The following is a 23,038-nucleotide window of genomic DNA, read 5'->3' as shown; positions in this document are numbered from 1 at the left end:
TCGGAAACTACCGCCCTTCCTGTATATCTATGGGCAGCTTCACCGTTACTATTGTCATTCCCTCCTTCCGGCCGAATGTCAGGCCGCCTGCATCCCCATACATCAGCTTCAGACGGCTCTGGATATTTACAAGCCCTATCCTCTTCCTGGCGCGCCTTTCCTGCTCCAGGAGCTCTTTATTTTCCAGGGTTGCCTGCAGGAGTGCAAGCTGCTCTTCATCCGGCCCACAGCCGTTGTCGGTGATACGGAAAATCAGGCTCTTGCCTTCTTTTTCTCCCTGAATCCACAGCATTCCTCCGGGCGCAGTCCGTTTTTCCAGTCCATGGTAAACCGCATTCTCCACAAGCGGCTGCAGAATCATTTTATCAATATGCAGGCTTTCCAGTCCTTCCTCCAGTTCTATCCTCCACTTAAATCTGCCGTTAAATCTCACATCGCAGATATCCAGATATTTTCTCAGGAAATCCGCCTCCTCCTCCATGCTAACCTTATCACCTTCCTTAATGGAATATCTGAAGATCTCAGCCATGTTGGCTGCCATTTCCGCCACTACGGGCTGATCATTCATCAGGGCGATTCCACCCATGCACTGAAGCGTATTGTAAAGGAAGTGGGGGTTAATCTGACTTCTGAGCGCATAGATTTCACTCTCATTTTTCACAAGCTCCGACTCGTACAGCCTTTTCTGTGTTTCAAAGATCCGATGCGACATCTGGTCGTTGTTTCTGAGCATTTCATTCATTTTATCAACAAGGGGGGTGAGCTGGAAGTGGTATTTTCCGGTAATCTGTTTTTTCCTCCGGTTCGTGCCAAGCTCCGCAACTTCCCCGATCAGCCTGTCAATGGGATGGGCAATGGTCTGGTTGAAAAGCCACCCAATTAGCAGCAGCATTCCCACCATTATGGCACAGCTGAGCAGCATCTGGCTTTTAAACAGGTCATATTCTTTTACCACCTGATGGTTGTTAATCTTTGCAACGATACGGAAGCCCTGCTCTCCCCAGATTTCCCGTTCCAGATAGGTAAAGCCGCGCAGATCCCTTTCCAGGGTATCCGCGCCGGAATTGGCCGCCATGATCCGCCCCTCCGGATCGAGAAGATAGAACTCTACCTCCTCCGAATTCCCGGTTTCCTCTAAAACCTTCATGATGGCATTAGGCCGTATGACAAGCATCACTGTGCCAATGCGCTGGCTCTCGGTAAAAATGGCCGCCTTATTGGAATAAATAGGAGTAATGCACAGAAGCATTTCCCGGCCGTCGTCACCCTGATAGAAAATAAAACGATTATTTACAGCTTCCCGGTAGCATTCCCTCTCGATTTTCTTCAGCTCCTCATGGAATTTCATTTCCGACGAGCTGTAGCTGAATTCACAATTTCCTTCCTTATCAAACAACAGAGCTGTCTGTATCTGGGAATTCATGGCCATGGCTGCCTGGCAGGTATCATTCACGAAGGTAAGCATTTTATATTTTTCCAGCTGCTCTTCTTCCGACAGAAACTGCTGTACGGCGGAGTTGATGGAAAAATAGGTGGTGGTATAGGCAATGCTTTTAAAAGCTGAATCCAGGTTGTTTTCTATCTGTTTCACGGTGGTATTGGTATAGGAAAGCAGACGCTTCGCTGAATTTTCCGCAATTCTGTGTATATATATGAACTGGCTGCCAATCTGGATTAACACCGCCGCAAATATAATAAGCACAATACTTTTCTTAAAACTCAGTTTCATATCTCCTCCATGGCAGCCCGGTTCTCCGGGTTTTTCCTTTGCTTCCGATACTGGCTGGGTGTTGCGCCGCTGTATTTTTTGAATACCTTATTAAAATAGTAATAGTCCTGGATGCCGCACTGCACTGCAATTTCCTCCAGTGACAGCGTGGTATGGGTCAGGAGGCGTTCCGCCTCCTTCATTCGGATAGAGGTGAGATATTCGGAAAAAGAACCGCCGGTATCCTTATTAAACAGTGCACAGCAGTAATTGGCATTCAGGTGGAACTGCTCCGCCAGCTCCTTCAGCACCAGCTTTTCCTGGAAATGTCCGTGCATATAAGTCAGCAACTCCTGAAATACCGGATTTTCCGTCAGGGGGATCTCTTCTTTTTCCTGTTGCTTTTCCTTTTGTTCCTCTAATATCAAATGCAACTTGCCAAGCAACACTGTGAGCTTGTCCCTGGCAATGGGTTTCAGGCAATAATCGCATACCACACCCATGCGTATGGCCTCCTGTGCATAACTGAATTCTGCAAATCCGCTGATAACAACAAACCGGCAGGGAAGACCCGCTTCCACAGCTTTTCTCATAAAGCTCAAACCATCCATTTCCGGCATCCGTATGTCGATAAATATAACATCCGGAGGATCGGAGACCGCCTGGTTAAAGGCTTCCATGGAATTCTCAAATTTTCCTGTAATCCTGAAGCCCAAATCCTCCCACTTTACAATTTTCTCCAGATAAACAAGCGCCCATGGCTCGTCATCCACCAGATAAACCCGGTATGTATCCATCTTCTCCGCCTCCATGTATATTCAGGCATTCCGCAGAACAACGCTCCATTTTACTACTGTTCTGACTCTTTTTACTTTATTTTAGTCTACCATCGTTTCCCCGATTCCACAATTCCATTCTTTTCCGGTTACAGGACACGCCCCACCTCAGGATAAACGCATCAGCGTAGGTGACGCCCTTCCGGCCGGCAGCCGCAGCCTCGGATGGCGGGAAGGGCGCCGCCCACGCTGATGCGTTTATCCTGCACCCCACCTGGATCCCGGGGAGAATATGCTTTCCTTTTCCTCTCATATCCGTTAAAATTAACTGTATAATTATCGGGCGGGATTCTGCAGTTTGGATATACTGAAGGTAAGGAGGAGACAGAGGGATAATGGATTGGACGACAAGGCTTAACAAGGTGATGGATTATGTGGAGGCTTCGGTACACGGAGAGATTTCCGAAGAAGAAATCAGCAAGATTGCGGCATGTCCGTATTCCATGTTTCAGAGCTCTTTTTCACAGATTGTGGGGATTCCTTTTTCAGAATATGTGAGAAGGCGGCGGCTGACCATGGCGGCATATGAGTTGTTGAATACTAACAGAAAGCTACTTGACATCGCAATGGATTATGGCTACCAGTCGGACGATGCCTTCCGGGTGGCGTTTAAAAACCTGTACGGCATTACTCCTGCGGAGGTCAGGAAATCCAACCCCAGCCTGGTTTTTTACTGCCGCCTCACTTTTGAAATTAATATCAGGGGGATAGAAAAAATGAATTACAGCGTAGTGGAGAAAGAAGCCTTTCAGGTCATCGGTATAAGGAGGATTACGCCCTACGGCGGCGGTACCTGGGCCATCGTAAAGAGCGACGGCAGCAATGACCGGATCCGTTCGCTTACCGGCAGCTTCTTTGACCTGGGATTATGCTTCGGTTTTGACGATGAGGGAAATAACGACTATATGTGCGCCGTGGAATGTGAGGATTACGACGGGGATGAGTACAGTGTGTACCAATATCCTGCAACCACCTGGCTGAAGTTCGAGGCAAGCGGTAAGATTTCGGACAATACGCTGGGAAATGTCTGGCGCCAGATTAACACGGAGTTTCTGCCCTCCAGCAGGTTCCATAAGGGGCCGCTTCCCACCATTGAAAAATATGTGTCCTGGAACGACGCGGAGGATACCTGCCTGGTGGAAATATGGATTCCTCAATAAACAAAGACGGTTCCCTGTTTTTCCGGGGAACCGTCTTTGTTTGGGGGAAACTGTTAATTATACAAATCGTATTTATGCAGCCATACGGTAACGTTCCACTGCATTCAATACATCCTCGTCTTCTCCTTTGGAGTTCACAAATACAAGGTTCAGAGTTTTTCCGATACCAAGGGCGAATACGCCCAGGATGGATTTGGCATCCACAGTATAGCTTCCGAGAGCCAGGTCATATTCTCCTTCGAACTGTCTCATGGTCTGTACGAAGGATTCTGCCGCCGCTGCATTTTCCAGATAAATATTAACTGATTTCATTTCAATACCTCCTGAAATTCATCTTTTGTTGTGTTCTTTATGTTCGCTTTTTACGTTTGGCGCATCTGTAAGCCGTCATCGATTAGTTTCTTTTTTCGTTGTATTTATCATACAAAAAAAATTCCTCCCTGTTAGGAGGAAAATCTTAATATTGGGGGAAATTTTTGCACTTTGTAACCCGTTTCACGGTGAAAAAGTGGGTTTTCGTGTCCTTTTTCAACGGTGAAACGGGGTGTTATCCTTTTTGGAAAAGGGGAAAATACGGCCTGTACCGCTGTCGGATACGGCTTTCCTCCATGATAATAAGGGTTCAGCTGTTCATCTGGCGGTACTCCGCGGGGAGGACGCCTACCTCCTCTTTAAATACCTTACTCATATATTTCGGATCGGAGAAGCCGGTCATTGCTGCGATTTGGGTCAGATTCTGGCTGGTTCCCAGAAGCAGGGTCTTTACCTTTTCCACTTTCACATTCCGGACCTCCTCCGTAAAGGATATGCCGGTTTCCTTTTTGAACTGGCGGCTCAGATATTCCGGGGAAACAGCCAGCTTCCTGGCGACCTCCTCCATGGTAATGCCCTGGCTGTAGTATTCCTCAATCATGCGCTTCGCCCGGGCGATCAGGGGGCTTACTTCCTGCTTTCCGGTAATTCCCCCCGCCATGATGGCGTCAAACAGGCGCTTCATGCTCACACCCACGTCGTCCCAGGTATAAGCGTTCATTATGGCCTCCAGCAGCTCCGGAACCTCCAGCTCATTTTCCTCAAAGGTTATGTATTCCCGGGCCGTATTCAGAGCTGTCCACAGAAATGTAATGCACGCTTCCTTGATATCCTTTGGTTTATGCACCTGATCCCTGCAGTAATTCAGGAATTCCGTGAAGCAGGCTTTAAACTCCTTTTCATCGCCCTTGATGACGGACTGTTTCAGCCGCAGGGACAGCTCCGGCGGATATTTCAGCGGATATACGGGAATGTCCGCGATGCGCCGCTCAGATATGATTTTCCCGTTGCCCAGTGAAAGGCTCCATTCCAGAAGCCGGCGTATCCGCTTCCGGCTTTCCTCCAGTTCATAAAAGCCCCCGCATTCATCCCAGACACACACCGCTTTGCTGTCGGTATTGGAAAGCAGCATAGGGACTACGGAACGGTTAAAATAAGCTTCCCAGTCCCGATCCTGCTCCATATGGTACAGCACCATCGTGCACTGCGTCCGTTCCGGGAATGCGGTCACCACGCTGCTGAAGCCCTGCACATGCCCGTCCACCTCACCGAGGATACGGAGCACAATGTCCTTCCTTTCATCATAAAACCGTCCCAGCCAAATGATGAAAACGGTCATCGGATCCGTTGCTTTAATATCATATTTTTTCTCAAGCGCGGCGGCGGTTTCCTCCGTTTTTTCCAGAATTCCCGTCAATGCGCTGCGGGTCATGCTTTCCAGGCTCAGCAGCGTTCCCTGGTGATTTTTCTCCTGTACCTCTTCCTCCATCTGCTTCAACACTTTTTTCAGCTCCTGGATTTTTACAGGTTTGAGAAGATAGGTGCTCACTCCAAGCTCCATGGCCTGTTTGGCATAGGAAAAATCAGAATATGCGCTCAGGATCAGGGCCTTGCTGGCAACGCCCTCTTCCCGCAGCTTTTTTAGCATGGTCAGGCCATCCATATCAGGCATGCGGATATCCATTATGATTAAATCCGGTTTTACACGACGGATGACCTCCAGGCCCTCAATGCCGTCGGCGGCTTTTCCCGCCAGCTCATAGGAAGGATTGAGTTTTTTCAGGATTCCTTCCATGCCTTCCCTGATGGGCGCTTCATCTTCCACTATCACAATTCTCAATTTTCTTTTCCTCCATTACGGGAATACACAACGTCACCCTCGTATATTCGGACGGGCGGCTTTCAAAGAGAACGCTGGCGGCCTCCCCGTAATAGAGCCGCAGCCTTTTTCTCACATTTTCTATTCCGAAATGGTCTTCCCTGTGATAATCCGGCTGATTCAGGATTGTCACCGTTTCTTCAGGCATACCCTTTCCGTTGTCTTCGATTTTTACCCGGAGCATACCGTTTTCCAGCTCTCCGGTTATTATCAGGAGCGGTTCTTTTTTGCTGCCATGCAGCCCGTGTCTGATGCTGTTTTCCACAAAGGGCTGCAGAAGCAGCTTATGCATGGGGCATTTTGCGGCTTCGGAGGTGAGGCTGCAGAAAATCTGGATTTCCTTTCCCAGCTTCTCCTGTTGGAGGCGGGTGTACTTTTTCAGCCAGGCGATCTCTTCTCCCAGTGTGGTGACACCGCCTGCATTCTTGATGGCATAACGGAGGATATCTCCCAAATCCCCAACCATTTCACTGATTTCATATTCCTCTCTGGCAATCGCCTTCCAGTTAATGGTATCCAGGGTGTTGTAGAGGAAATGTGGATCAATTTGGGCCTCCAGGGCGGATATTTCCGCGTTTTTCTGTTCCAGGGCGGATTGCCTGACCTGTCCCAGCAGCAAATCGGTCTGCGCCACCATTTCGTTGAAGCCGTCCGCAATCTCCACAACCTCCGCGGGCATGTTGCCCCGTTTTTCCACCCGGGTGGTAAAATCGCCCTCCTCCACCCGGTGCATGGCCTTCAAAACGGCTTCCACGGACACTATTACAGGATGAATCACAATCAGTACGGCGGACACCAGGACAATGCAGACGCCGAAAACCATTCCCACCTGCAGCCAGAACTGATCCCGCATGGTTTTCTGGTAATGGGACAGGGGATAGAACTCCACAATGTTCCAGCCGCTCTTTTCGTTTGTTACCGATGCCGCCTTATATTCCGAATATGACCTGTTTCCGATGCGGCTGATTTGATCCAGCCTGATGGTGGACCCGATCATGCTGTTGTTCGGCGCGCTCAGCACTCTGCCGTCCTGCTCCAGAACAAAGATTTCACTCCCGGTTCCCTTCATGGCGTCCTGCAGCACTCTTTCATCCACGCTGATAAGAACGCTTCCCACTTCCTTATGGATATCCCTGTAATCAATCAGCCTTCTCTGGATGGAAAAAACATATACCGGATCATTTCCCGCCACTGTGGCGTATTTTATGGGCTGATACATCTCCACTTCATCCTGCAGCAGGTTCATGCTGCTGTTTATCCAGAGGCTTTCGCTGGTGGAGGAGGACAGGCCGTCATAGTAAAGGCAGGTTCCGTCCGCTGTAAAAACAGCCAGCCCAATCACGCCGTCATTCCGGTTGCAGATGTGCTTCAGTTCCCTGCGGATACGGATTTTAACGGATTCCATATCTTCTGCGCCGGCATTGAATTTTTCCACCAAATCTATCATATCGTCATCCGTGCAGAAGTCGTAAAGGAGCGTATAATATTTCTCCAGGGTAAGGGAAAGACTGCGGTTGGACTTTTCCAGGCCTGCCTGCACCCGGCTGTCCAGGCTTTCCTCCATGGATGAATTCAGCCGCAGCTGGGATACCCCTGCAAAAATCAGGATGGGGATAAAAAGCAATGTGAGAAGCATAAAAATCAATCTGATACGAATTCCCCAGGGTCTTTTCATTCGCCGCCTCCCTGCTCCAGCAGGAGCGTAATGGTTTTCTCCGCTTCCTTTAAGGTTTCCTCCACGTCGGCCCCAAGAATGACATTTTCCATGGCTTCGGTCACCGTTCCTGATACGCTGGGCCACCAGGGTGCAAATTCCCTGCATCTGGCCGTTTGAAACAGCCCTACAAAAGCTCTACGCTCTTCGTCGTCGGGAAACTGCTTTTCCATGACGTCATCCCTTGGGGCAAGGAAGCCGAAATCATCCATATAGGACTGCATCCTCCGGGGTTCTGCCAGGTAGCGCATAAACTCCAGCGCCTCTTCCACATGTCCATCCTCCGATACGGCCATGATTTCGCCTCCTACCGTGGTTATCCTTTCCCCATCCGAGGGAATGGGGGCAATGCCGAATTCTATATCCGGCGCGTTTTTGCGGATATACCCCACTGTCATGCAGGTATTGAACATCATCGCCGTCTTTCCCTTTGAAAACTGGTGCATCACATCCGCCAGCGTCATGCTCACGCTCTGTCTGTTTAAAACGCCCTGTTCCGAAAGCGTCCCAAGGAGGCTGAATGCGTTTCTGCCCGCTTCACTGTCTATCCGCGTCACATCCCCTCCCATAGACCACAGCACCGGAAGAAAGGCATACAGGCTTTCCTCACTCTGTATTCCCGCCACTGCAAACCCGTAGTGGGATTCGTTTGTGGTACGGACCGCCGTATCGCAGAATTCCTCCCAGGTTGCAGGCACAGCGCAGCCTGCCTCCTCCAGCATCTGTTTATTGTAAATCAGCGCCGGACAGTTCATTCCAAAGGGAAGGCCGTAAACCCTTCCGTCAATTTCACAGGGTTCCATCGCCTGGGGCAGATATTCGGGAAGCACCTCCAGCTTCCCTGTCAAATCCGCAAAGTGCTTCATATTATGGAAAAACCGGAAATCTGAGGAATCCACCACCGCAATGTCCGGCATGGTTCCATCCGCCATGCTCAGGGCAAGCTGTTTTTTAAAATCCTCATCCGGTACATATTTTATTTCCACCGTAATGCGCTCCTGGGATGCGTTAAATGTCTTCACCAGCTTCGAAAGAGTCTGCTGGCAGGCTGGGATATCCCAGTAATGCCAGAGCGTTACCACCGTTTTTTCAGGTGCGCTTTCCTCCTCCTGCGCCTGCCTGCCGCAGCCTGCCGTAAAAAGCAGCAATGTAAGAAGAAATGCCATGCCTGCCCTCAGCCCGATTTTTCTGACGTTCATTTTCAATCTCCCTGTTTTCTACAGCGGACCAGCTGAATGGTTACTAACTGAATCATTTTCTTATGGTCAGCACAAAACGCTGGCCTGTTGAATAGTTACTAAAAGTATATCATATTCGTATGAAAGAAGGGAGCCTTACGGAAATCTTTTCCGTTATGGCTCCCCTGCCTCAGCTCTTTATTTTCCTGTATGCCTTATTTTTACTGTCCTGCCTCTTCCATCTTCGCGGCAATCTGTTCAGCCAGCTTCCGGCAGACCTCTTCCTCACGGGCCTCCACCAGAATCCGGATCACCGGCTCCGTGCCGCTTTTGCGGATCAGCACGCGGCCTGAGCCGTCAAGCTCCAGAGAAGCCTGGTCAATGGCCTCTTTCACCACGGGATTTTCCAATACTGCCGCGGCATCCTGCACCCGTTTGTTAATCTGTGTCTTGGGGAACAGGGTGACTCCTGCGGTCAGGAAGGAAGGCATGGTTTTCTTTCCCACAATAATTTCCATCACCCGGATGGCGGTCAGAATTCCATCCCCTGTGGTGCTGTATTTGTTAAAAATAATATGTCCGGATTCCTCGCCGCCTATACTGTAGCCATGCTCCTGCATTTCAAGGGATACGTATTTATCGCCGACCGGCGTGCGTTTCATGCGGATGCCCTGCTTTTCCAGAGCCTTTTCCACTCCCATGTTGGAAGCGATTGTGGCAACCACCGTATCGTCAATCAGCGCATTCCTTTCCTTCATGTGCACGGCGCACAGATACATAATCAAATCGCCGTCCAGAACATTTCCTTTTTCGTCCACAGCAAAGCATCTGTCAGCATCGCCGTCAAAGGCAAAGCCCACATCCAGACCTTTTTCCACTACGAACTTCTGCAGGGACTCAATATGCGTGGAACCGCAGTCCACGTTAATATTCAGGCCGTCCGGCTCATCATGAATCATATAAGTGCGGGCGCCAAGCATTTCAAATACCGTCTTGGCAATGCTGCTGGCTGCGCCGTTGGCACAGTCCAGACCCACCTTGTAGCCGCGGAAGGAATGTATGGTAGTGGAGGTGAGATAGCTGATATACTGGTTTCTTCCCTGGATGTAGTCGGTAATTTTACCGATATTTTCATTGCGGGCGCAGGTGATTTCCACCTTGCCGTCCAGATAGTCCTCCACCTTTTCCAGTACGGCATCCTCCATTTTAAAGCCGTCTTTGTCTATGATTTTAATTCCGTTGTCATAAAAAGGGTTATGGCTGGCGGTAATCATGATGCCAAAGTCAAAATCCCCGCTCTTTGTCACATAGGATACGCTGGGCGTGGTGGTAACGTGAAGCAGGTTGACATCTACGCCGCCTGAGCTTAAGCCTGCCGCCAGGGCATATTCAAACATATAGCTGGAGCGTCTGGTATCCTTTCCGATAACGCAGCTCGCCTTTTTATGGGCGCCGTCCGTAAAATACCAGCCCAGGAACTTTCCGATATTAAAGGCATGGTCCGCCGTCAGAACCTCGTTTGCTTTTCCTCTGAATCCATCGGTACCAAAATACTTCATATGATCTCCTTTCATGGGTCAACCACGATTTCCGTCTGCCATTTTATCACAGTTTTGGAAAATTTGCACTATTAAATCTTTTTTTTGTACTAAAGTAGCATATGTGAGGATGAGGAAAAGTAAACGCGGATTTTGACATTTTTATGATTCTGCCAGGATAAACGCATCAGCGTAGGCGGCGTCCTTCCTGCCCGGGAAAAAAGACAGCTGGCAGTTGAAGCTTCGGACGGCAGGAAGGACGCCGCCTACGCTGATGCGTTTATCCTGATGATTCTACTGTGGGCTGATTCCATTTGTCTGGAAGGCGATTTTCAGATTTGCGCTCATCATCCGGTCGGTTTTATATTTCTCCCACATCCAAAGATAGGTATCGTCAAGCCCCCTGCATTTGCTTCTGAAGACAGCCTGAAGCGCCGTATGGGCCAGCCAGTAGGACTCTCCCCGCATTAATTCGGAAAGCTCTCTCACATAGTTCATTTTATCATCGCAGGTGCCGATGACGTAGACAGCGGTTTTTCTTGTTTCCTCTTTATTGTTGTTATCCATTGCAAAAGCGATGATATCCCCGGCACGGCGGCATTTGCAGTCATGGAGGAAATACAGAAGCCTGTTTTTTTCTGTAATATTTTCTCTATATAAAAGCTGCAGCATGGGCTGGTAATAGCGGCACTTTTCACCCTCCGGCAGTCTTCTGGCGCAGCAAATGGCAGCGTCAGGTTTGCTTCCTGACAAAAGCTGTTCAAAGACCTCCCGGCCCCTGTGTAAATCAAAACGGAAAAGAAGCTCCGTCCTCATGGCATCCAATTCTGGTTCCTTCAATGCTACAAGAAAATCTATGGTTTCTGCAGCGGCGGTTTTGAACCGGAAGAGGCTTGACAGAAGCTGTTCCTTGTTCAGGGGCGGAAAGTCCATGTTGTTGTCTTCCTCCCCTGTTTTTTTGTCCATTTCGCAGAAGTCCTTAACAAGCTCTTCTTCGGATTTCAGGCACAGGTATCCGTAGGAGGTAAGATTGTGATCCTGAAGGATTTCCTGAAAATACATTTCGTACCAGTAAAGAAAGGGCATTCCGGTAAAAAAGGGGCCGTACCCCGGTTCCAGGTTCCAGTCGATATAGACGATTTTACCGCGCTCACTTCCTCTGCACATCAAAACAGTGTCATAGGTACAGCCCTGGGTTCCGATGACCAGCATTCCCGCGCAGAGCTTATACATCAATGAGTCGTATTCCTCATCGCTGCAGTTATCAAGCTCCTCCATGCGGACGGCCCAGTCCTCCGGCGTCATGCGCCGGTCGATGAAGGCGGGCGCTGGGGCCTCTTCATCCTTTTCCTTTACAGCGGTTTGCGTTGTTTCCAGGTATTCCGTATACCGTTCCGCTTCTTCAAGAGAATAGAGGCCATAGTAAGGGCCTGCCCCTCCGTTCCCTATCTGAGTGAGGAAAAATTTGTATTCCTCGGGAAGCAGAAGATTATGTTTTTCCTCAAACCGGCGTACCTGCTCCGGTGAAGCAGGGGGATTCAGCTTGTATTTGTGGCGATCCGCGCCAAATATCAGATGGGAAGGATCCCGGGCTCCGGCCTGGGTTACCAGGGATTTCAGATAAGAGGCAGGGGCTGGTTGGAATGGTATTTCTGTTGGGGAGTCCGGGGATGGGTGGTATTTTTCTTCCATAATTATCTCCTGTATCCTGTATATTGTAGTCTTGCCTGCGATGCTGCATTAATGAGTAGTTTTCAGGGTGATTTACAGCCTGTGCCTGTCCGTGCGGTAATATGCACCTTTGCACGCGGCAATATGATTTTTTTTCTGATTGGTTTGTTTATTTGTTCACTTGTTTTTATCTGGCTTTTAGTCCTCTTTTTTAAATGGCTTTTTATCTTGATAAAGGATATAAAGTGTCTTGAATATTATAATATTTTATGGGAATTAAGTCTATGAGCGCAGTTCGGTATTAAATATAAATATTATATGGCATTTTCTTATTGGCGGGAAATGATTTATGGAATATAGATAGAAACAATAAACGGTTATACAAAACCAACGTTTGTATAACCGCTTATTGTTTCTTAGCCTTTTGTTTCTTAGCTTACTTCTTCTTTTGGAAATACCTTCCTAAGAAAGGCTTTCTCTCATTTAAAACTGCTGTCCGGAGTAGCTCTTACTTTTTTACTTTTGCTTATCCGCACGCAGTACGCCATGGTTCGTGTACTGGCAGAGCCTCCGGAATGCATTTATTTATACATTGCCATGTACTCGCCATGGGCTTCAATCAGCTCATCGCACATGCTGCGGATATCATCGATATTCAGCTCTGCCGCAGTATGGGGATCCAGCATAGCTGCCTGGTAAATGTAGTTCTTATCCCTTGTCCTCGCAGCTTCAATGGTAAGCAGCTGTACGTTGATGTTTGTCTGGTTCATGGCGGCCAGCTGTACGGGCAGGCGGCCTACATGGCAGGGATTTACACCTTTTGCATTGATCATGCAGGGAACCTCCACGCATGCGTCGGAAGGCAGATTGTCAATCAGGCCTGTATTCAGTACGTTTCCGCCAATCTGGTAAGGATGGTTGGTTACGACTGCCTCCATAATATAAGAAGCATATTCCCTGGAACGTTCGTGGGTTATCTTGCCGTCCTTAAGGATGTTATCCCTTTCCTGCTCCCAGTCCGCGATCTGCTTGATGCAGCGTCTGGGATATTCGTCGAGCGGAATATTGAACTTATCGATCATTTCCGGATAACGGGACTTAATAAAAAACGGGTTATACTCGGAGTTATGTTCACTGGATTCTGTGCAGTAATAGCCAAGGGTTCTAATGTATTCATAACGCACCATATCGTTATGCTTTTCATTTTTATTCTTCTCCAGCGCACGCTTTTTGATTTCGGGGTAAAGATCGATTCCGTCTTTGTCCCTGATATCCAAAAGCCAGGCCATATGGTTAATGCCAGCGATATAGTCCGTGGCGCCTTCCAGCTTGTCTTCCATTCCCAGACCCTTCAAAAGTCCTTCGGTGCAGACCTGAACGCTGTGGCAAAGGCCTACGGTTCTGATTTTCGTATATCTCTGCATGTAGCCGCTGAGAATTGCCATAGGGTTGGTGTAATTCAGGAAAAGGGTGTTGGGGCAGACCTCTTCCATATCCCTTGCAAAGCCTTCCATTACGGGAATGGTACGGAGTCCGCGCATGATGCCGCCGATTCCCAGCGTATCACCGATAGTCTGCTTCAGGCCGTATTTCTTGGGAATTTCAAAATCAGTTACGGTGCAGGGCTCATAGCCGCCTACCTGAATGGCATTTACAACAAAGTCAGCGTCACGCAGCGCTTCTTTTCTGTTTTCCACACCAAGATAGGTTTTGATAACCGCTCTGTCTTCGTTTACATTATGGTTGATAGCCTTCAGGATGATTTCTGAATCCTTCAGACGTTCTCCGTCAATGTCGTATAATGCGATTTCCGCATCTCTGAGCACCGGTGTGCACATGCAGTCCCCAAGGACATTCCTTGCAAATACCGTACTTCCTGCCCCCAGAAAAGTAATTTTTACCATGAGAGTTCCTCCTTCTCTTGCATTTAACTTATGATTCCTTTAAAATCATGGTATCTGCTTTTATTTTAAGATTTCTGGACTTTTTTTCTATATTAATTGTTTCTTATTTTTGTATTTATGTTTCCTTTCGTGTTTTCTTTCCGTAGGGCGGAAGGGTATGGCGGACGCGGATGGAACCGGATATCGGAAGGACAGGTTTTTATGAAAAATGAATTGACGCAGGTTAATGAATTGAGGCATATAACAGATGAAAAAAATAACATCCGGGAGACAATCCGGCTTTTAACAGAGTCACAGACGCGCATTGCGCTGCGTCTTTATTATTCCGGAAGCGAGTCCTGTGCCCCGGGACATTTTTTCGGCCCGGCCGTAAGGACTCATTATCTGATCCATTTTATCAGGAGCGGGAAGGGCAGGTATATGCGCGGCAATTCCGAATATGCTTTGAAAAAAGGGGATGCGTTCCTGATCCTTCCCGGTGAAACGACAAAATATATGGCGGACGAAGAAGAGCCGTGGGAATACACCTGGATTGCCTTTGATGGTCCGGATGCAGGGACGCTGCTGCGTCACTGTGGTTTTACGGATTCCCAGGTTGTCTACCGGGCACCGGACGAGGAGAGTGCACAGCGGCTGCTTACACAGACAATTGTGTTTGAGGACAGTTTTCACGAAAATAGCCAGAACCTGCTGAAAATCCTGGGGAATTTTTATCTGCTGTTCTCCTGCATGTATCAGGAACAGCTTCCTGCGCATCTTCTCCCGGAATCCGGGAATGCTTCCCAGACCGGAACGCTGCAGGAAATTTATTTCCGCCAGGCTGTGGAGTATCTGGAGCATAATTTCAGTTATCCGGTAAAAATTGAGCAGCTGGCAAGGCAGGTGGGGGTGAGCCGTACTTATCTGTATAAAATATTTATTTCACATTCCGGGAAAAGTGTTCAGCAGTATTTACTGGATCTGCGGCTGGAGGCTGCCATGGATATGCTGAAGAAAACACGCAGGGATATAACGGAAATTGCATATTCCTGCGGTTTTACGGATTCCCCGTCCTTCTGCCGGCAGTTTAAAAAGACCACCGGGCGGACGCCGCTGCAGTACAGGCGACTGGCGGGGAATTATGGGGGATAGGATTATTTAATTGCTTATTTATTTTCCCAGGCTGTTTAAGAAGCCCTCACAGCCTTCACATACATCTCGGTAGGTGGCTTCAAAATTGCCTGTGTACCAGGGGTCCGCTATGGCGCCGGGACGGTCTGTATAGTCCAGGAGAAGATGGACTTTGTTTTCCGGGTCGGAACGGAGGATCCGCATGATGTTGCGCAGGTTCATTTCATCCATGCCGATGATGTAGTCGAATTTATTGTAGTCTTCTTTTCTCATCTGGCGGGCGTGTTTTTGTGAAATCTCCTCCTGGAAAATGCCGTGCTCCAAGAGCTTGCGGCGGGTTCCGTGGTGCACCGGGTTGCCGATTTCTTCGGTGCTTGTGGCGGCGGATTCTATGTGGAATTCGGCCGCAAGGTTTCTGGCTCTTACCATGTCACGCAGGATGAATTCTGCCATGGGGGAGCGGCAGATGTTGCCATGACAGACAAATAATACTTTTATCATGTTCGCTTAACTCCTTGAAAACTCTGGTTTTTCCTTGATTTTGCAGCATTTCTGCGGCATTGTGAAACGAAACTTTCCTGGTATAAATCTGCTTATTTTGTTATATCTTTTCCATCAAGTGTCATAAATCTGTCATAAACATGAGATTTCATATGACACTGGATTTTCTTCCAACCAGCAACCTTTTTCATTTCCTCCTCTGCATATTCAAACTTAACATGGGTATAGGTATTCAATGTTACACTGATATCTGAATGCCCCATGATATGTTGAAGCAGAACATGTGCCTTCAAACATGTGGTGTAATAATAGGCATCTCATTCGTCTATCGGACATTCTTATCTCTCTTTTCTGATTGCCCTACGGCATGAAAGAAGAGTCAGGCTCTGACATTAGTAACATAACTATACCATAAACCTGACTCTTAATCTATTGAAATCTGACTATTTTGCATTCAAATATTCGTCAACATACTTCTCAAATAATCTGCGTTTTATCTGTACTCCGGAACCGTTCCACAAAATAAATTCTGCATCCAGATGATCATCAATCAGCTTACATATTTTTGTAAGAGACAGAAAACAGAGTTTTACAGATACAGACTGAAGTTGATTGTTTGAAACACAGGCAGGAAACCAAATGGAAGAACTGATAACGGACAGCATTTCCTTCATCGGAAAAGAAAAAGCAGACGTTCTCTGCTCCATAGAGGAAAACATGTCTTCTTTACCGCCGTTGTCCGCTATGCCATTTTAAATGCCCATAACAATAGCAACCTGTTTTCTCCTGACCTCACAGATATTTTACCGGATGCAAAATGTCCTTCCTACACTTCTGAGTTTATGGGTAGAAAAACTCATAGAAAATTCATGATTTCACTTATCGTTATCCAGTCTCCAAAACAGTTTCTCACGTGTTGAAATGCTTTGCTTTTCATCATCATATTCTGCCTGATAAAATTTAAACTCCTTCAGTTCATCTGCACGTGTAAGCAATTTCTCCATTATCCTCATTTTATCATACTCTGAAATATTCATACCAAAAATCAGCCCTTTGAAATGTTCAGGTGAATATTTCAAATTTCTGTTCACTGGTTCATTATATTCGGAGAACATGTTGTCCAGTGAAAGTCTATATTCATTTTCATGCTCCCATGCTTTGATTTTCCGATATGTTTTTGCATCAAACACTTCCCAGTACCTTTTTCGCCATTCCTCCTCGTCTGAGAACGTATCTAAAACACTGCTGACCCCATCAACACCTGTTAACCATGATTCTATTTCCTTAAAAGTAAGTCTTCCAAAGGTTTCAAAGAAATTACGTTCCGTCATTTCCCCTTCATAATGAACTGGCTTCACTTTTAAATGTATAGTACTATTCTTTTTAATAATTGCCATGTTGTTGTTTTCATCCGTTTCGTAAATCAGGCAAACTCCCTTGTGATGATCCGCATAATTACCCCACATGGCAGAATCATTATCTCTGCCTGAGAAACAAACCACATAGTTTGCGGGATATATCATATCCTTCAACTGTTCTATATACACTTTAGGAAAATCCACTGCAATTGTCATCCAATTTCTGCGCTGACGTGCTTCTGTAATCGTCTGCTCCTTGGAAATCTGGCCGTTTTCATTTCTATGGTTACCATATAAAAAAGTATCATCCTCAAATCCTAATCGAACATACTGGAAATCTCTCGCATCTTCAAAAACTTCTTTTGCTTTCTTTATAATTTCTGAGCGATATTCATCGTTCAGGAATTCAGCTTCCATCAGTTCAAACGGAAACGAATTTTCTTTCGTTCTAAACATATTTAATAGGCTATCAGCAGTTTCCTCCGGTATCATTCTACAATCCTTACAGTTATGAATGCAGCGTATAAGGGCTTTATTATGTATAAAATGAAGAATCATTTGTAACTCTCCATCGAATACTTTCGTCCGATTATTTCCATAAAAAGCTGACAGCTTTTGAATTTCTTCATCTGCGAGGAAACCATCTCCTAAAGATTTTAGAATATCCCCTAACGGGACATTATCATAACGATGCAAACTCACGAGTAATGTCTCATGATGAAGCATTTCCTCATCCCCACGAAGGAGATACAAATCAATAGCCTGACTCAAACTGCATATATAATTTCTAAACAAACCTTCCCATGCAGCCTTATCTCCCTGCCAGAAAACACGGACATAACCTTCTATCGGATCATTCAGTTCTTCACGAGACGCAAAATGGAATGTTCCTTTTTCAATTTCCAACAATGCACTTTCTATCGGTCTATAATGGTATATTAACATTTATTTTTCCTCAATTCTGATTATTCCACTTCTTCAGCACATCTAAATCCGTCTGTGCCATACGCAGCGGCTTTGCAACATTTCCCGTGTGTCTCGGGAACAGGCCGGTATACCTTGCTTCAAACACATCCCAGGGCACTTTATCTGCCATCCGAACCCAACGGTTATCAGGATTCAGATGCAGTCCTATGGGCTGGTTAAAATCAAAAAGGGTGTCTGTGTTTTACCTGCTGGTTTGTACATTTTGGCTACTTAAAGGTAGTTTGGACACTAAGTTATCCTTCGTTCGAACTTGTATTTTTATCTTTTTCATATACCATAAGCACACCGTAATATTTTGCTACTACACTCCCATCTTTTGTATATTTTCCGACATCTTCAATTCCGTATCTCAAAAGAAAATAATCGAGATCATGTAATATCTTATATATTTCATTTGCATATTCTACTTCATGCGTCTCTATTGCCAAATTCGTCAGATCAATCAGTTGCTGGAGATCTGCTGATAAACTTTCATTTTGAACAGATTTTTGCATATCCTGAATAAGCTCCACAAAATTTGCTCCATCAAATCTATTGTACTCCATTACTGGTTCCCCATACTTTTGATAGAATTCACTTTCAGTAATGCCTTCTTCATTCATAACTGTTTTCTTATTGCCTTCATACGCCCAACCAATTTGTATATCACCTTTCTGGTCAAAATAATTCCAAAACAAACTGTCTTTATCAGATAATTTGTCGAATATATTATCATTTAGATAAGCGTATTCCATTTGAAGATTTGCAACTTTAATATTTTCCGTTAATCTTTCCTTTTCATCATCGGACATTCCATCTAATACCAATTCTCTCATAGCCAGAACTTCTTTTTTTGTAGGTGCAGCATTTTCTGTTTGAATATCATTATTTTCTACCGTTTCTTCTTCAACGATGATATTGCTTTCCGTTTCTATATTTTCTTCAATTATGGGCTTTTTTTGTTCTTCGTTTTGTTCAGAACACCCCACTAGAAACATCATACACAATACAAACAAAACACACTTTTTTTTCATAAGTTACTCCTTTATCGCTTCTAAAAGGTATCCATCGATGCCAATATCTCATGATTAGCTTTTTCATATTCGTTTAACACACTATCATCAAAATCTTTTGCTTCACAAGTTGGATGATACCTTACACACCCCATAAAATAATTATACAAATCTTCATTCTTGAAAATATACCCATGCCTTGCATATATTTCATTTTTTGCCATTTAAAGTGTCTATTACTCTATTAAAAATCACCTTTCATGATCTTTTCCATGCAATAACCTCCCAGTTGAATTAGATAGAAACTGTCTACCCAATTCATATTATAATAAAATATCCCACAAGAATCTACAATAATACAAATCTTATCTTATTTTCACTTTTCTTGCCATATCATGACTCTAACCCAAATCAAAACTGCTGTTACCTCTTGACCGTAATGCTTTCATCAGGTGTTCCCCCAATCTATAATTTCGTTCTTAACTTCATCTAAAATATGCTGCCCGGTCATTTTGTCCGTGTCTTGTCCTGTTAAAGTGCAATTCAGTGTACACACGTTTTGAAAAGTACTTATGGATATTTGAAAATCGGGTGGAAATCTGTAAGTCCCTGTTGTATAACAACTCGTGATTTTACAGTTATTAAAAAACAATTTTGTATGGTCGATTTTCCCAAAGTTCGTATACGAAACAGGGAATAAACGGTAAAACCATTTTATTCCCAGAGCAAGTATAAATCGCGGTATTTTATGAAACGTATAGTCTAGCGATCGAATACCAACCAGGCAACGAAAACGTGATTTTTGTAATTCCATTTCAATATGTACCTGTGACAAGGTTTGGCTGAAAGAGTGTTGCGGTTTAATCTCAACAACAATCTTTCTGTAAATCCCCGTCATATTCGCTACGGTAAATTTCCCCTGCATGGATGAAAATTTCCGCAGGTCCGCGGGACAGGGGATAACTACAGTCTGTATCTCATGTAATCGGGATATTACACGGGCATAAGCAGTAATAAACACGTCGTTAAGGGTCACATTTTGTTTTCTGCTCTTACAATAAAGAGCAGAAAAGTCTTCAGGATAAATATGGCTACATAAACAAAATTGTTTTTTCCCATTGCTGCTTTTCCTTAAAGGCGGCACTGTAATATGCTTATGCTGCCGCGTCTGCTCCGTTGTCCGCCCAATATGGACATTTTTCAAAACAGGTGCAATATCCCTGCAATTCTCTAATGGAAAAGCAGGTGTATGTCCGTTATAAAGAAAAGATAATAAATACAAATATTGTAAAAAGCCCACGCCATCAGCCAGAATGTGGCTCATACTGATAATCATTTTCTTTTTTTCATCATTTATCACAATTTGAAGCTGCGGCCTTTTATCTAGTTTCCATTGTGGCAAGTCCGAAGCGTGGCTTATGATATCACCTACTGTAAAACCTTTGTCAATAAAACGTCCTCTTGCAAAATCATAAGCCTGGAGGATTTCCGGCACATATTGGCAGGAACGAATGACAGCAGTCTGTAATTGAGCAATGTCTAAATTTCTGTCTAACTCCATATAACAGTACATAAGCGGATAAACCTTGTGCCTGTGTGTTGCTTCAACAAAATCCAAGCTCTCACATTTATTTATGGGTATTTGCACTTTGTTTGCCTTGCGCTGACAAAAACTGATTACCTTTTCTTTAAAACCAATCCCAACAAACCCGATAATACCAGTAATTATAGATTTTCCGACATTCATATTTGTTACCCCTATAAATATACAGTAAACAATAACCTGTCTGCGATTTATCTTTTTTATTGCGTAACCTCTATATTCCCATTGTTAGTTTCTGTTTTCACCGTGACCATGGGCGAATTGCCGACAGTTCCACGAGTAGTACGTCCGTCAATATTGATGCTTTCCTGGAATGAGGTGGAAACAGAACCATTTTTTGTAGTCGCCTCAAACTCAAATTCCAAATCCTGCGGGAGTGTCAATTCGATACTGCCATTTTTATTGAAAAATGTCAGATTACCTGTCACATCAGTATAGATTACTTTTATCTTACCGGAGTTATTTGCCCGATAGCTTCCAGAACCGACAGCAGCTTTTACATCAATGTCACCGCTTGTGGAGGTATAAGCAACATTCCCTGCAAGTTTTGCGCAAGTGAATTTTCCGCTTGTTGTATCCAGCCTGATTTGTTCTCCCGTTATGTTTCCTAAATCCATTTTCCCGCTTGTAGATGATAAATGGATAACAGAAGCATTGGCATTGTCTAACTGAACTGTCCCGGCGGTACTGTCAACACGTAGCGAATTCAGGTCTAAGGTTACATCGGTGAATTCAATGTTGCCGTCAGTTGTTGTAACGGTAAGATTTCCACGATATTCTTCCGGGAAATATACTTCAATATACCGTGTAAAATTACTTTTGAGAAATGGTTTACCACCCTCGTTAATCTGGATGCCTCCGCTGTCTTGTTTCACATCAGCATAATACCGGCTTTTGTTTTCAGTCATATATTCCCTGATTACCAGTTCGTCACTATCTGATTGAAAAAAGGTAACAGCTTCTTCATCATAGGATATAGTTATTTCTGAAATGGAGTTCAGATTAAAGCGTAGTTCGTTTGCGGCCTGGATTGGCGGCACGTGTGAACAGCCTGACAGGATAAACAGACAGGCAGCCAAAAGTAAGCTGTTGATAAATTTTCTTTTCATTTTCATAGTGAAACCCTCTCTTCCTTATAAAAATGAATTATTCATTCATATTATGGGTAAAATTAGAGGGCAGTTGTCTGCCCGCTAAATTTTTACTTACGCCTTATATGCAGATAGAATATTGTCTATACAGACTTTTTTGGCAAGTTCAGGGGAAATGTCCTGTGTTTCAAAGGATGTATATCTTATATCCATTGCCCACCATGATAAAATTTCAATAATCAACATGGTGGATAGTTCAATTTGTTCCAATGGACGTACTTTTCCGCTTTCAATAAAGGCCGCTAAGTATTGTTTCATAGTTTCAAAGAATTTTTTGCGATATACCCTGTAATTATCTGCTAAAAACTTAAAATCAAATTGATTTTTTTCAATAAACAGACAGCCGACGGCATATTTTGCAAGCAGGTCAAATGCGTCAGACACAAGGGTTTCAAGGTCATAATCAGCAGCGTTATTTTCAAGGTGTTTTGCAAAATCATTTCCTGTTTTTTCAAATACGGCAACAATATCTTTTTCCAAACCGTCAAATAAATCATCAGTGACTGGTCTTTCAAAATTCCGGTTGATAAACGCAGGGTCAATGGTACATTTTAAAACAAAGTGCATAATTTCCTTTTTCCCGGTAAAATCAAGATAAATTGTACCAACAGAAACACCGACCGCTTTTGCAATATGGCTAATCTGCGTTTTGGAATATCCTTGTTGTAAGAATAAACAGGCCGCCGCGTCTGTGATTGATTTTATGCGGTCATTCATGTACCGTCCTCCTCCCAGTGAATGAACTGTTCATTTATATATTACTGCCGCAATGTATGAATGTCAATAATGTATTCTTTCATTCAGCAGACAGAAAAAACACGTTTTGTGATATCTTCCTTATCTTTCGGCGCAGGTTCTTCCACAATTCCGCCGAATGGCATTTCTGCTACAAGTACATATCCTTCCGGAAGATTAAAAAGCTCTTTCACAGCCTTGTCGATCACAGGATTGTAATGCTGCAGAGACGCCCCGATATTCAATTCCCTAAGACCGCTCCAGATGGAAAGCTGCAGCATACCGCTGGATTGAGATGCCCATATCGGGAAATTGTCTGCATAGCGCGGAAACTGTTTCTGGAAATTCTCCACGACCTTTCTGTCATAGAAGTAGAGGATTGTACCGCTGCCCGCACGAAAACTGTCGATTTTATCACGGGCAATTTTACCTTCAAAAACATCATATATCCTGTTCCAGAGCTGATCCTGCTTTTCACCGTATACGACAACCACTCTGCTGCTCTTCATATTATAGGCGTCGGGAACCAGTTCCGTTAACTCTTTCGTCATATCAATTACCCGGTCGATAGAAACAGGTAACTCTCTGTTAATCGCGTAATATGTTCTGCGTGCCCTTAAAGCTTCTGTGATTTTCATAAAAAATCTCCTTTCATTTTGCACCGTATCTGGTAATTAGTGCCTGCTGATTAAGCTTAAATT

At 45.0% G+C, this 23,038-nt stretch carries 20 protein-coding genes; 2 read left to right on the top strand and 18 right to left on the bottom strand.

What is annotated here, in order from left to right; translation table 11 throughout:
- Positions 1–7: 7 nt before the first annotated feature.
- Together HMPREF1548_RS05455 and HMPREF1548_RS05450 are read right to left on the bottom strand one after the other, a co-directional pair.
- Positions 8–1,729 carry a cache domain-containing sensor histidine kinase gene (locus HMPREF1548_RS05455; protein ID WP_021634833.1) on the bottom strand — a complete coding sequence of 574 codons (1,722 nt, stop codon included), beginning with the start codon at positions 1,727–1,729 and terminating at the stop codon, positions 8–10.
- Entirely contained in the window at positions 1,726–2,505 is a 780-nt protein-coding gene (locus tag HMPREF1548_RS05450; protein WP_051358327.1) for a response regulator transcription factor, read from the bottom strand. Before HMPREF1548_RS05450 ends, HMPREF1548_RS05455 begins: the two co-directional genes overlap by 4 nt.
- A 374-nt stretch (positions 2,506–2,879) precedes the next feature.
- On the opposite strand from HMPREF1548_RS05450, the gene HMPREF1548_RS05440 reads away from it, so the two are divergent.
- Positions 2,880–3,704 carry an AraC family transcriptional regulator gene (locus HMPREF1548_RS05440; RefSeq protein ID WP_021634830.1) on the top strand — a complete coding sequence of 275 codons (825 nt, stop codon included), beginning with the start codon at positions 2,880–2,882 and terminating at the stop codon, positions 3,702–3,704.
- A gap of 72 nt (positions 3,705–3,776) precedes the next feature.
- On the opposite strand, the gene HMPREF1548_RS05435 is transcribed toward HMPREF1548_RS05440, so the two are convergent.
- The 7 genes from HMPREF1548_RS05435 to HMPREF1548_RS05405 form a co-directional block, all read right to left on the bottom strand.
- Positions 3,777–4,016 carry an HPr family phosphocarrier protein gene (locus HMPREF1548_RS05435; protein ID WP_021634829.1) on the bottom strand — a complete coding sequence of 80 codons (240 nt, stop codon included), beginning with the start codon at positions 4,014–4,016 and terminating at the stop codon, positions 3,777–3,779.
- Between the two features lie 310 nt (positions 4,017–4,326).
- Positions 4,327–5,847: a response regulator transcription factor gene (locus tag HMPREF1548_RS05430; RefSeq protein WP_021634828.1), complete on the bottom strand. Its 1,521-nt coding sequence runs from the start codon at positions 5,845–5,847 to the stop codon at positions 4,327–4,329.
- Entirely contained in the window at positions 5,831–7,570 is a 1,740-nt protein-coding gene (locus HMPREF1548_RS05425; RefSeq protein ID WP_021634827.1) for a sensor histidine kinase, read from the bottom strand. The genes HMPREF1548_RS05430 and HMPREF1548_RS05425 overlap by 17 nt, the downstream gene beginning before the upstream one ends.
- A complete protein-coding gene (locus HMPREF1548_RS05420) occupies positions 7,567–8,808 on the bottom strand; it encodes an ABC transporter substrate-binding protein (protein WP_021634826.1) in 1,242 nt (413 codons plus the stop codon). The genes HMPREF1548_RS05425 and HMPREF1548_RS05420 overlap by 4 nt, the downstream gene beginning before the upstream one ends.
- A gap of 200 nt (positions 8,809–9,008) precedes the next feature.
- The gene (gene glmM, locus HMPREF1548_RS05415) at positions 9,009–10,346 is read right to left on the bottom strand and encodes a phosphoglucosamine mutase (protein ID WP_025487717.1); all 1,338 of its coding nucleotides are present in this window, start codon (positions 10,344–10,346) and stop codon (positions 9,009–9,011) included.
- Positions 10,347–10,619: 273 nt separating this feature from the next.
- Positions 10,620–12,017 (bottom strand): SMI1/KNR4 family protein, encoded by a 1,398-nt coding sequence (locus tag HMPREF1548_RS05410; RefSeq protein WP_021634824.1) that lies wholly within the window; start codon positions 12,015–12,017, stop codon positions 10,620–10,622.
- A gap of 560 nt (positions 12,018–12,577) precedes the next feature.
- Positions 12,578–13,900 (bottom strand): alpha-glucosidase/alpha-galactosidase, encoded by a 1,323-nt coding sequence (locus HMPREF1548_RS05405; protein WP_021634822.1) that lies wholly within the window; start codon positions 13,898–13,900, stop codon positions 12,578–12,580.
- Positions 13,901–14,101: 201 nt separating this feature from the next.
- Here HMPREF1548_RS05405 and HMPREF1548_RS05400 point away from each other — a divergent pair, with 201 nt between their 5' ends.
- On the top strand, positions 14,102–15,031 hold the full coding sequence (locus HMPREF1548_RS05400) for an AraC family transcriptional regulator (RefSeq protein ID WP_051358326.1): 930 nt from the start codon (positions 14,102–14,104) through the stop codon (positions 15,029–15,031).
- A gap of 18 nt (positions 15,032–15,049) precedes the next feature.
- Here HMPREF1548_RS05400 and HMPREF1548_RS05395 read toward each other — a convergent pair whose 3' ends face one another.
- The 9 genes from HMPREF1548_RS05395 to HMPREF1548_RS05350 form a co-directional block, all read right to left on the bottom strand.
- Complete coding sequence (locus HMPREF1548_RS05395; protein WP_035321212.1) at positions 15,050–15,511, bottom strand: low molecular weight protein-tyrosine-phosphatase; 462 nt, start codon at positions 15,509–15,511, stop codon at positions 15,050–15,052.
- An 875-nt stretch (positions 15,512–16,386) separates the two neighbouring features.
- Positions 16,387–17,775 (bottom strand): DUF2971 domain-containing protein, encoded by a 1,389-nt coding sequence (locus HMPREF1548_RS05380; protein WP_198168614.1) that lies wholly within the window; start codon positions 17,773–17,775, stop codon positions 16,387–16,389.
- 49 nt (positions 17,776–17,824) lie between these two features.
- Positions 17,825–17,965 (bottom strand): hypothetical protein, encoded by a 141-nt coding sequence (locus HMPREF1548_RS29830; protein ID WP_021634815.1) that lies wholly within the window; start codon positions 17,963–17,965, stop codon positions 17,825–17,827.
- A gap of 124 nt (positions 17,966–18,089) precedes the next feature.
- Positions 18,090–18,869 (bottom strand): putative periplasmic lipoprotein, encoded by a 780-nt coding sequence (locus HMPREF1548_RS05375; RefSeq protein ID WP_021634814.1) that lies wholly within the window; start codon positions 18,867–18,869, stop codon positions 18,090–18,092.
- A gap of 20 nt (positions 18,870–18,889) precedes the next feature.
- A complete protein-coding gene (locus HMPREF1548_RS30810) occupies positions 18,890–19,072 on the bottom strand; it encodes a YARHG domain-containing protein (protein WP_021634813.1) in 183 nt (60 codons plus the stop codon).
- A 224-nt stretch (positions 19,073–19,296) separates the two neighbouring features.
- On the bottom strand, positions 19,297–20,595 hold the full coding sequence (locus HMPREF1548_RS05365; RefSeq protein WP_021634812.1) for a hypothetical protein: 1,299 nt from the start codon (positions 20,593–20,595) through the stop codon (positions 19,297–19,299).
- Positions 20,596–20,651: 56 nt separating this feature from the next.
- The gene (locus HMPREF1548_RS05360) at positions 20,652–21,566 is read right to left on the bottom strand and encodes a DUF4097 family beta strand repeat-containing protein (RefSeq protein ID WP_021634811.1); all 915 of its coding nucleotides are present in this window, start codon (positions 21,564–21,566) and stop codon (positions 20,652–20,654) included.
- A 90-nt stretch (positions 21,567–21,656) separates the two neighbouring features.
- Positions 21,657–22,319: a TetR/AcrR family transcriptional regulator gene (locus HMPREF1548_RS05355; protein WP_021634810.1), complete on the bottom strand. Its 663-nt coding sequence runs from the start codon at positions 22,317–22,319 to the stop codon at positions 21,657–21,659.
- Between the two features lie 83 nt (positions 22,320–22,402).
- A complete protein-coding gene (locus HMPREF1548_RS05350; RefSeq protein ID WP_021634809.1) occupies positions 22,403–22,975 on the bottom strand; it encodes a nitroreductase family protein in 573 nt (190 codons plus the stop codon).
- Positions 22,976–23,038 lie beyond the last annotated feature (63 nt).

Source organism: Clostridium sp. KLE 1755, assembly GCF_000466465.2.
In the GTDB taxonomy this organism is placed as follows: Bacteria; Bacillota; Clostridia; order Lachnospirales; family Lachnospiraceae; genus Eisenbergiella; species Eisenbergiella porci.
Note: the sequence above shows the minus strand (reverse complement) of the source record. Positions and strands in the feature narration are given on the sequence as shown.

Bases quoted from the DNA above. Each gene is read 5' to 3' on its own strand.
- HMPREF1548_RS05455 (WP_021634833.1), bottom strand. From the start codon at position 1,729: ATGAAACTGAGTTTTAAGAAAAGTATTGTGCTTATTATATTTGCGGCG.
- HMPREF1548_RS05450 (WP_051358327.1), bottom strand. From the start codon at position 2,505: ATGGATACATACCGGGTTTATCTGGTGGATGACGAGCCATGGGCGCTT.
- HMPREF1548_RS05440 (WP_021634830.1), top strand. From the start codon at position 2,880: ATGGATTGGACGACAAGGCTTAACAAGGTGATGGATTATGTGGAGGCT.
- HMPREF1548_RS05435 (WP_021634829.1), bottom strand. From the start codon at position 4,016: ATGAAATCAGTTAATATTTATCTGGAAAATGCAGCGGCGGCAGAATCC.
- HMPREF1548_RS05425 (WP_021634827.1), bottom strand. From the start codon at position 7,570: ATGAAAAGACCCTGGGGAATTCGTATCAGATTGATTTTTATGCTTCTC.
- HMPREF1548_RS05420 (WP_021634826.1), bottom strand. From the start codon at position 8,808: ATGAACGTCAGAAAAATCGGGCTGAGGGCAGGCATGGCATTTCTTCTT.
- glmM (WP_025487717.1), bottom strand. From the start codon at position 10,346: ATGAAGTATTTTGGTACCGATGGATTCAGAGGAAAAGCAAACGAGGTT.
- HMPREF1548_RS05410 (WP_021634824.1), bottom strand. From the start codon at position 12,017: ATGGAAGAAAAATACCACCCATCCCCGGACTCCCCAACAGAAATACCA.
- HMPREF1548_RS05405 (WP_021634822.1), bottom strand. From the start codon at position 13,900: ATGGTAAAAATTACTTTTCTGGGGGCAGGAAGTACGGTATTTGCAAGG.
- HMPREF1548_RS05400 (WP_051358326.1), top strand. From the start codon at position 14,102: ATGAAAAATGAATTGACGCAGGTTAATGAATTGAGGCATATAACAGAT.
- HMPREF1548_RS05395 (WP_035321212.1), bottom strand. From the start codon at position 15,511: ATGATAAAAGTATTATTTGTCTGTCATGGCAACATCTGCCGCTCCCCC.
- HMPREF1548_RS29830 (WP_021634815.1), bottom strand. From the start codon at position 17,965: ATGGCAGATAAAGTGCCCTGGGATGTGTTTGAAGCAAGGTATACCGGC.
- HMPREF1548_RS05375 (WP_021634814.1), bottom strand. From the start codon at position 18,869: ATGAAAAAAAAGTGTGTTTTGTTTGTATTGTGTATGATGTTTCTAGTG.
- HMPREF1548_RS30810 (WP_021634813.1), bottom strand. From the start codon at position 19,072: ATGGCAAAAAATGAAATATATGCAAGGCATGGGTATATTTTCAAGAAT.
- HMPREF1548_RS05365 (WP_021634812.1), bottom strand. From the start codon at position 20,595: ATGAATGTCGGAAAATCTATAATTACTGGTATTATCGGGTTTGTTGGG.
- HMPREF1548_RS05360 (WP_021634811.1), bottom strand. From the start codon at position 21,566: ATGAAAATGAAAAGAAAATTTATCAACAGCTTACTTTTGGCTGCCTGT.
- HMPREF1548_RS05355 (WP_021634810.1), bottom strand. From the start codon at position 22,319: ATGAATGACCGCATAAAATCAATCACAGACGCGGCGGCCTGTTTATTC.
- HMPREF1548_RS05350 (WP_021634809.1), bottom strand. From the start codon at position 22,975: ATGAAAATCACAGAAGCTTTAAGGGCACGCAGAACATATTACGCGATT.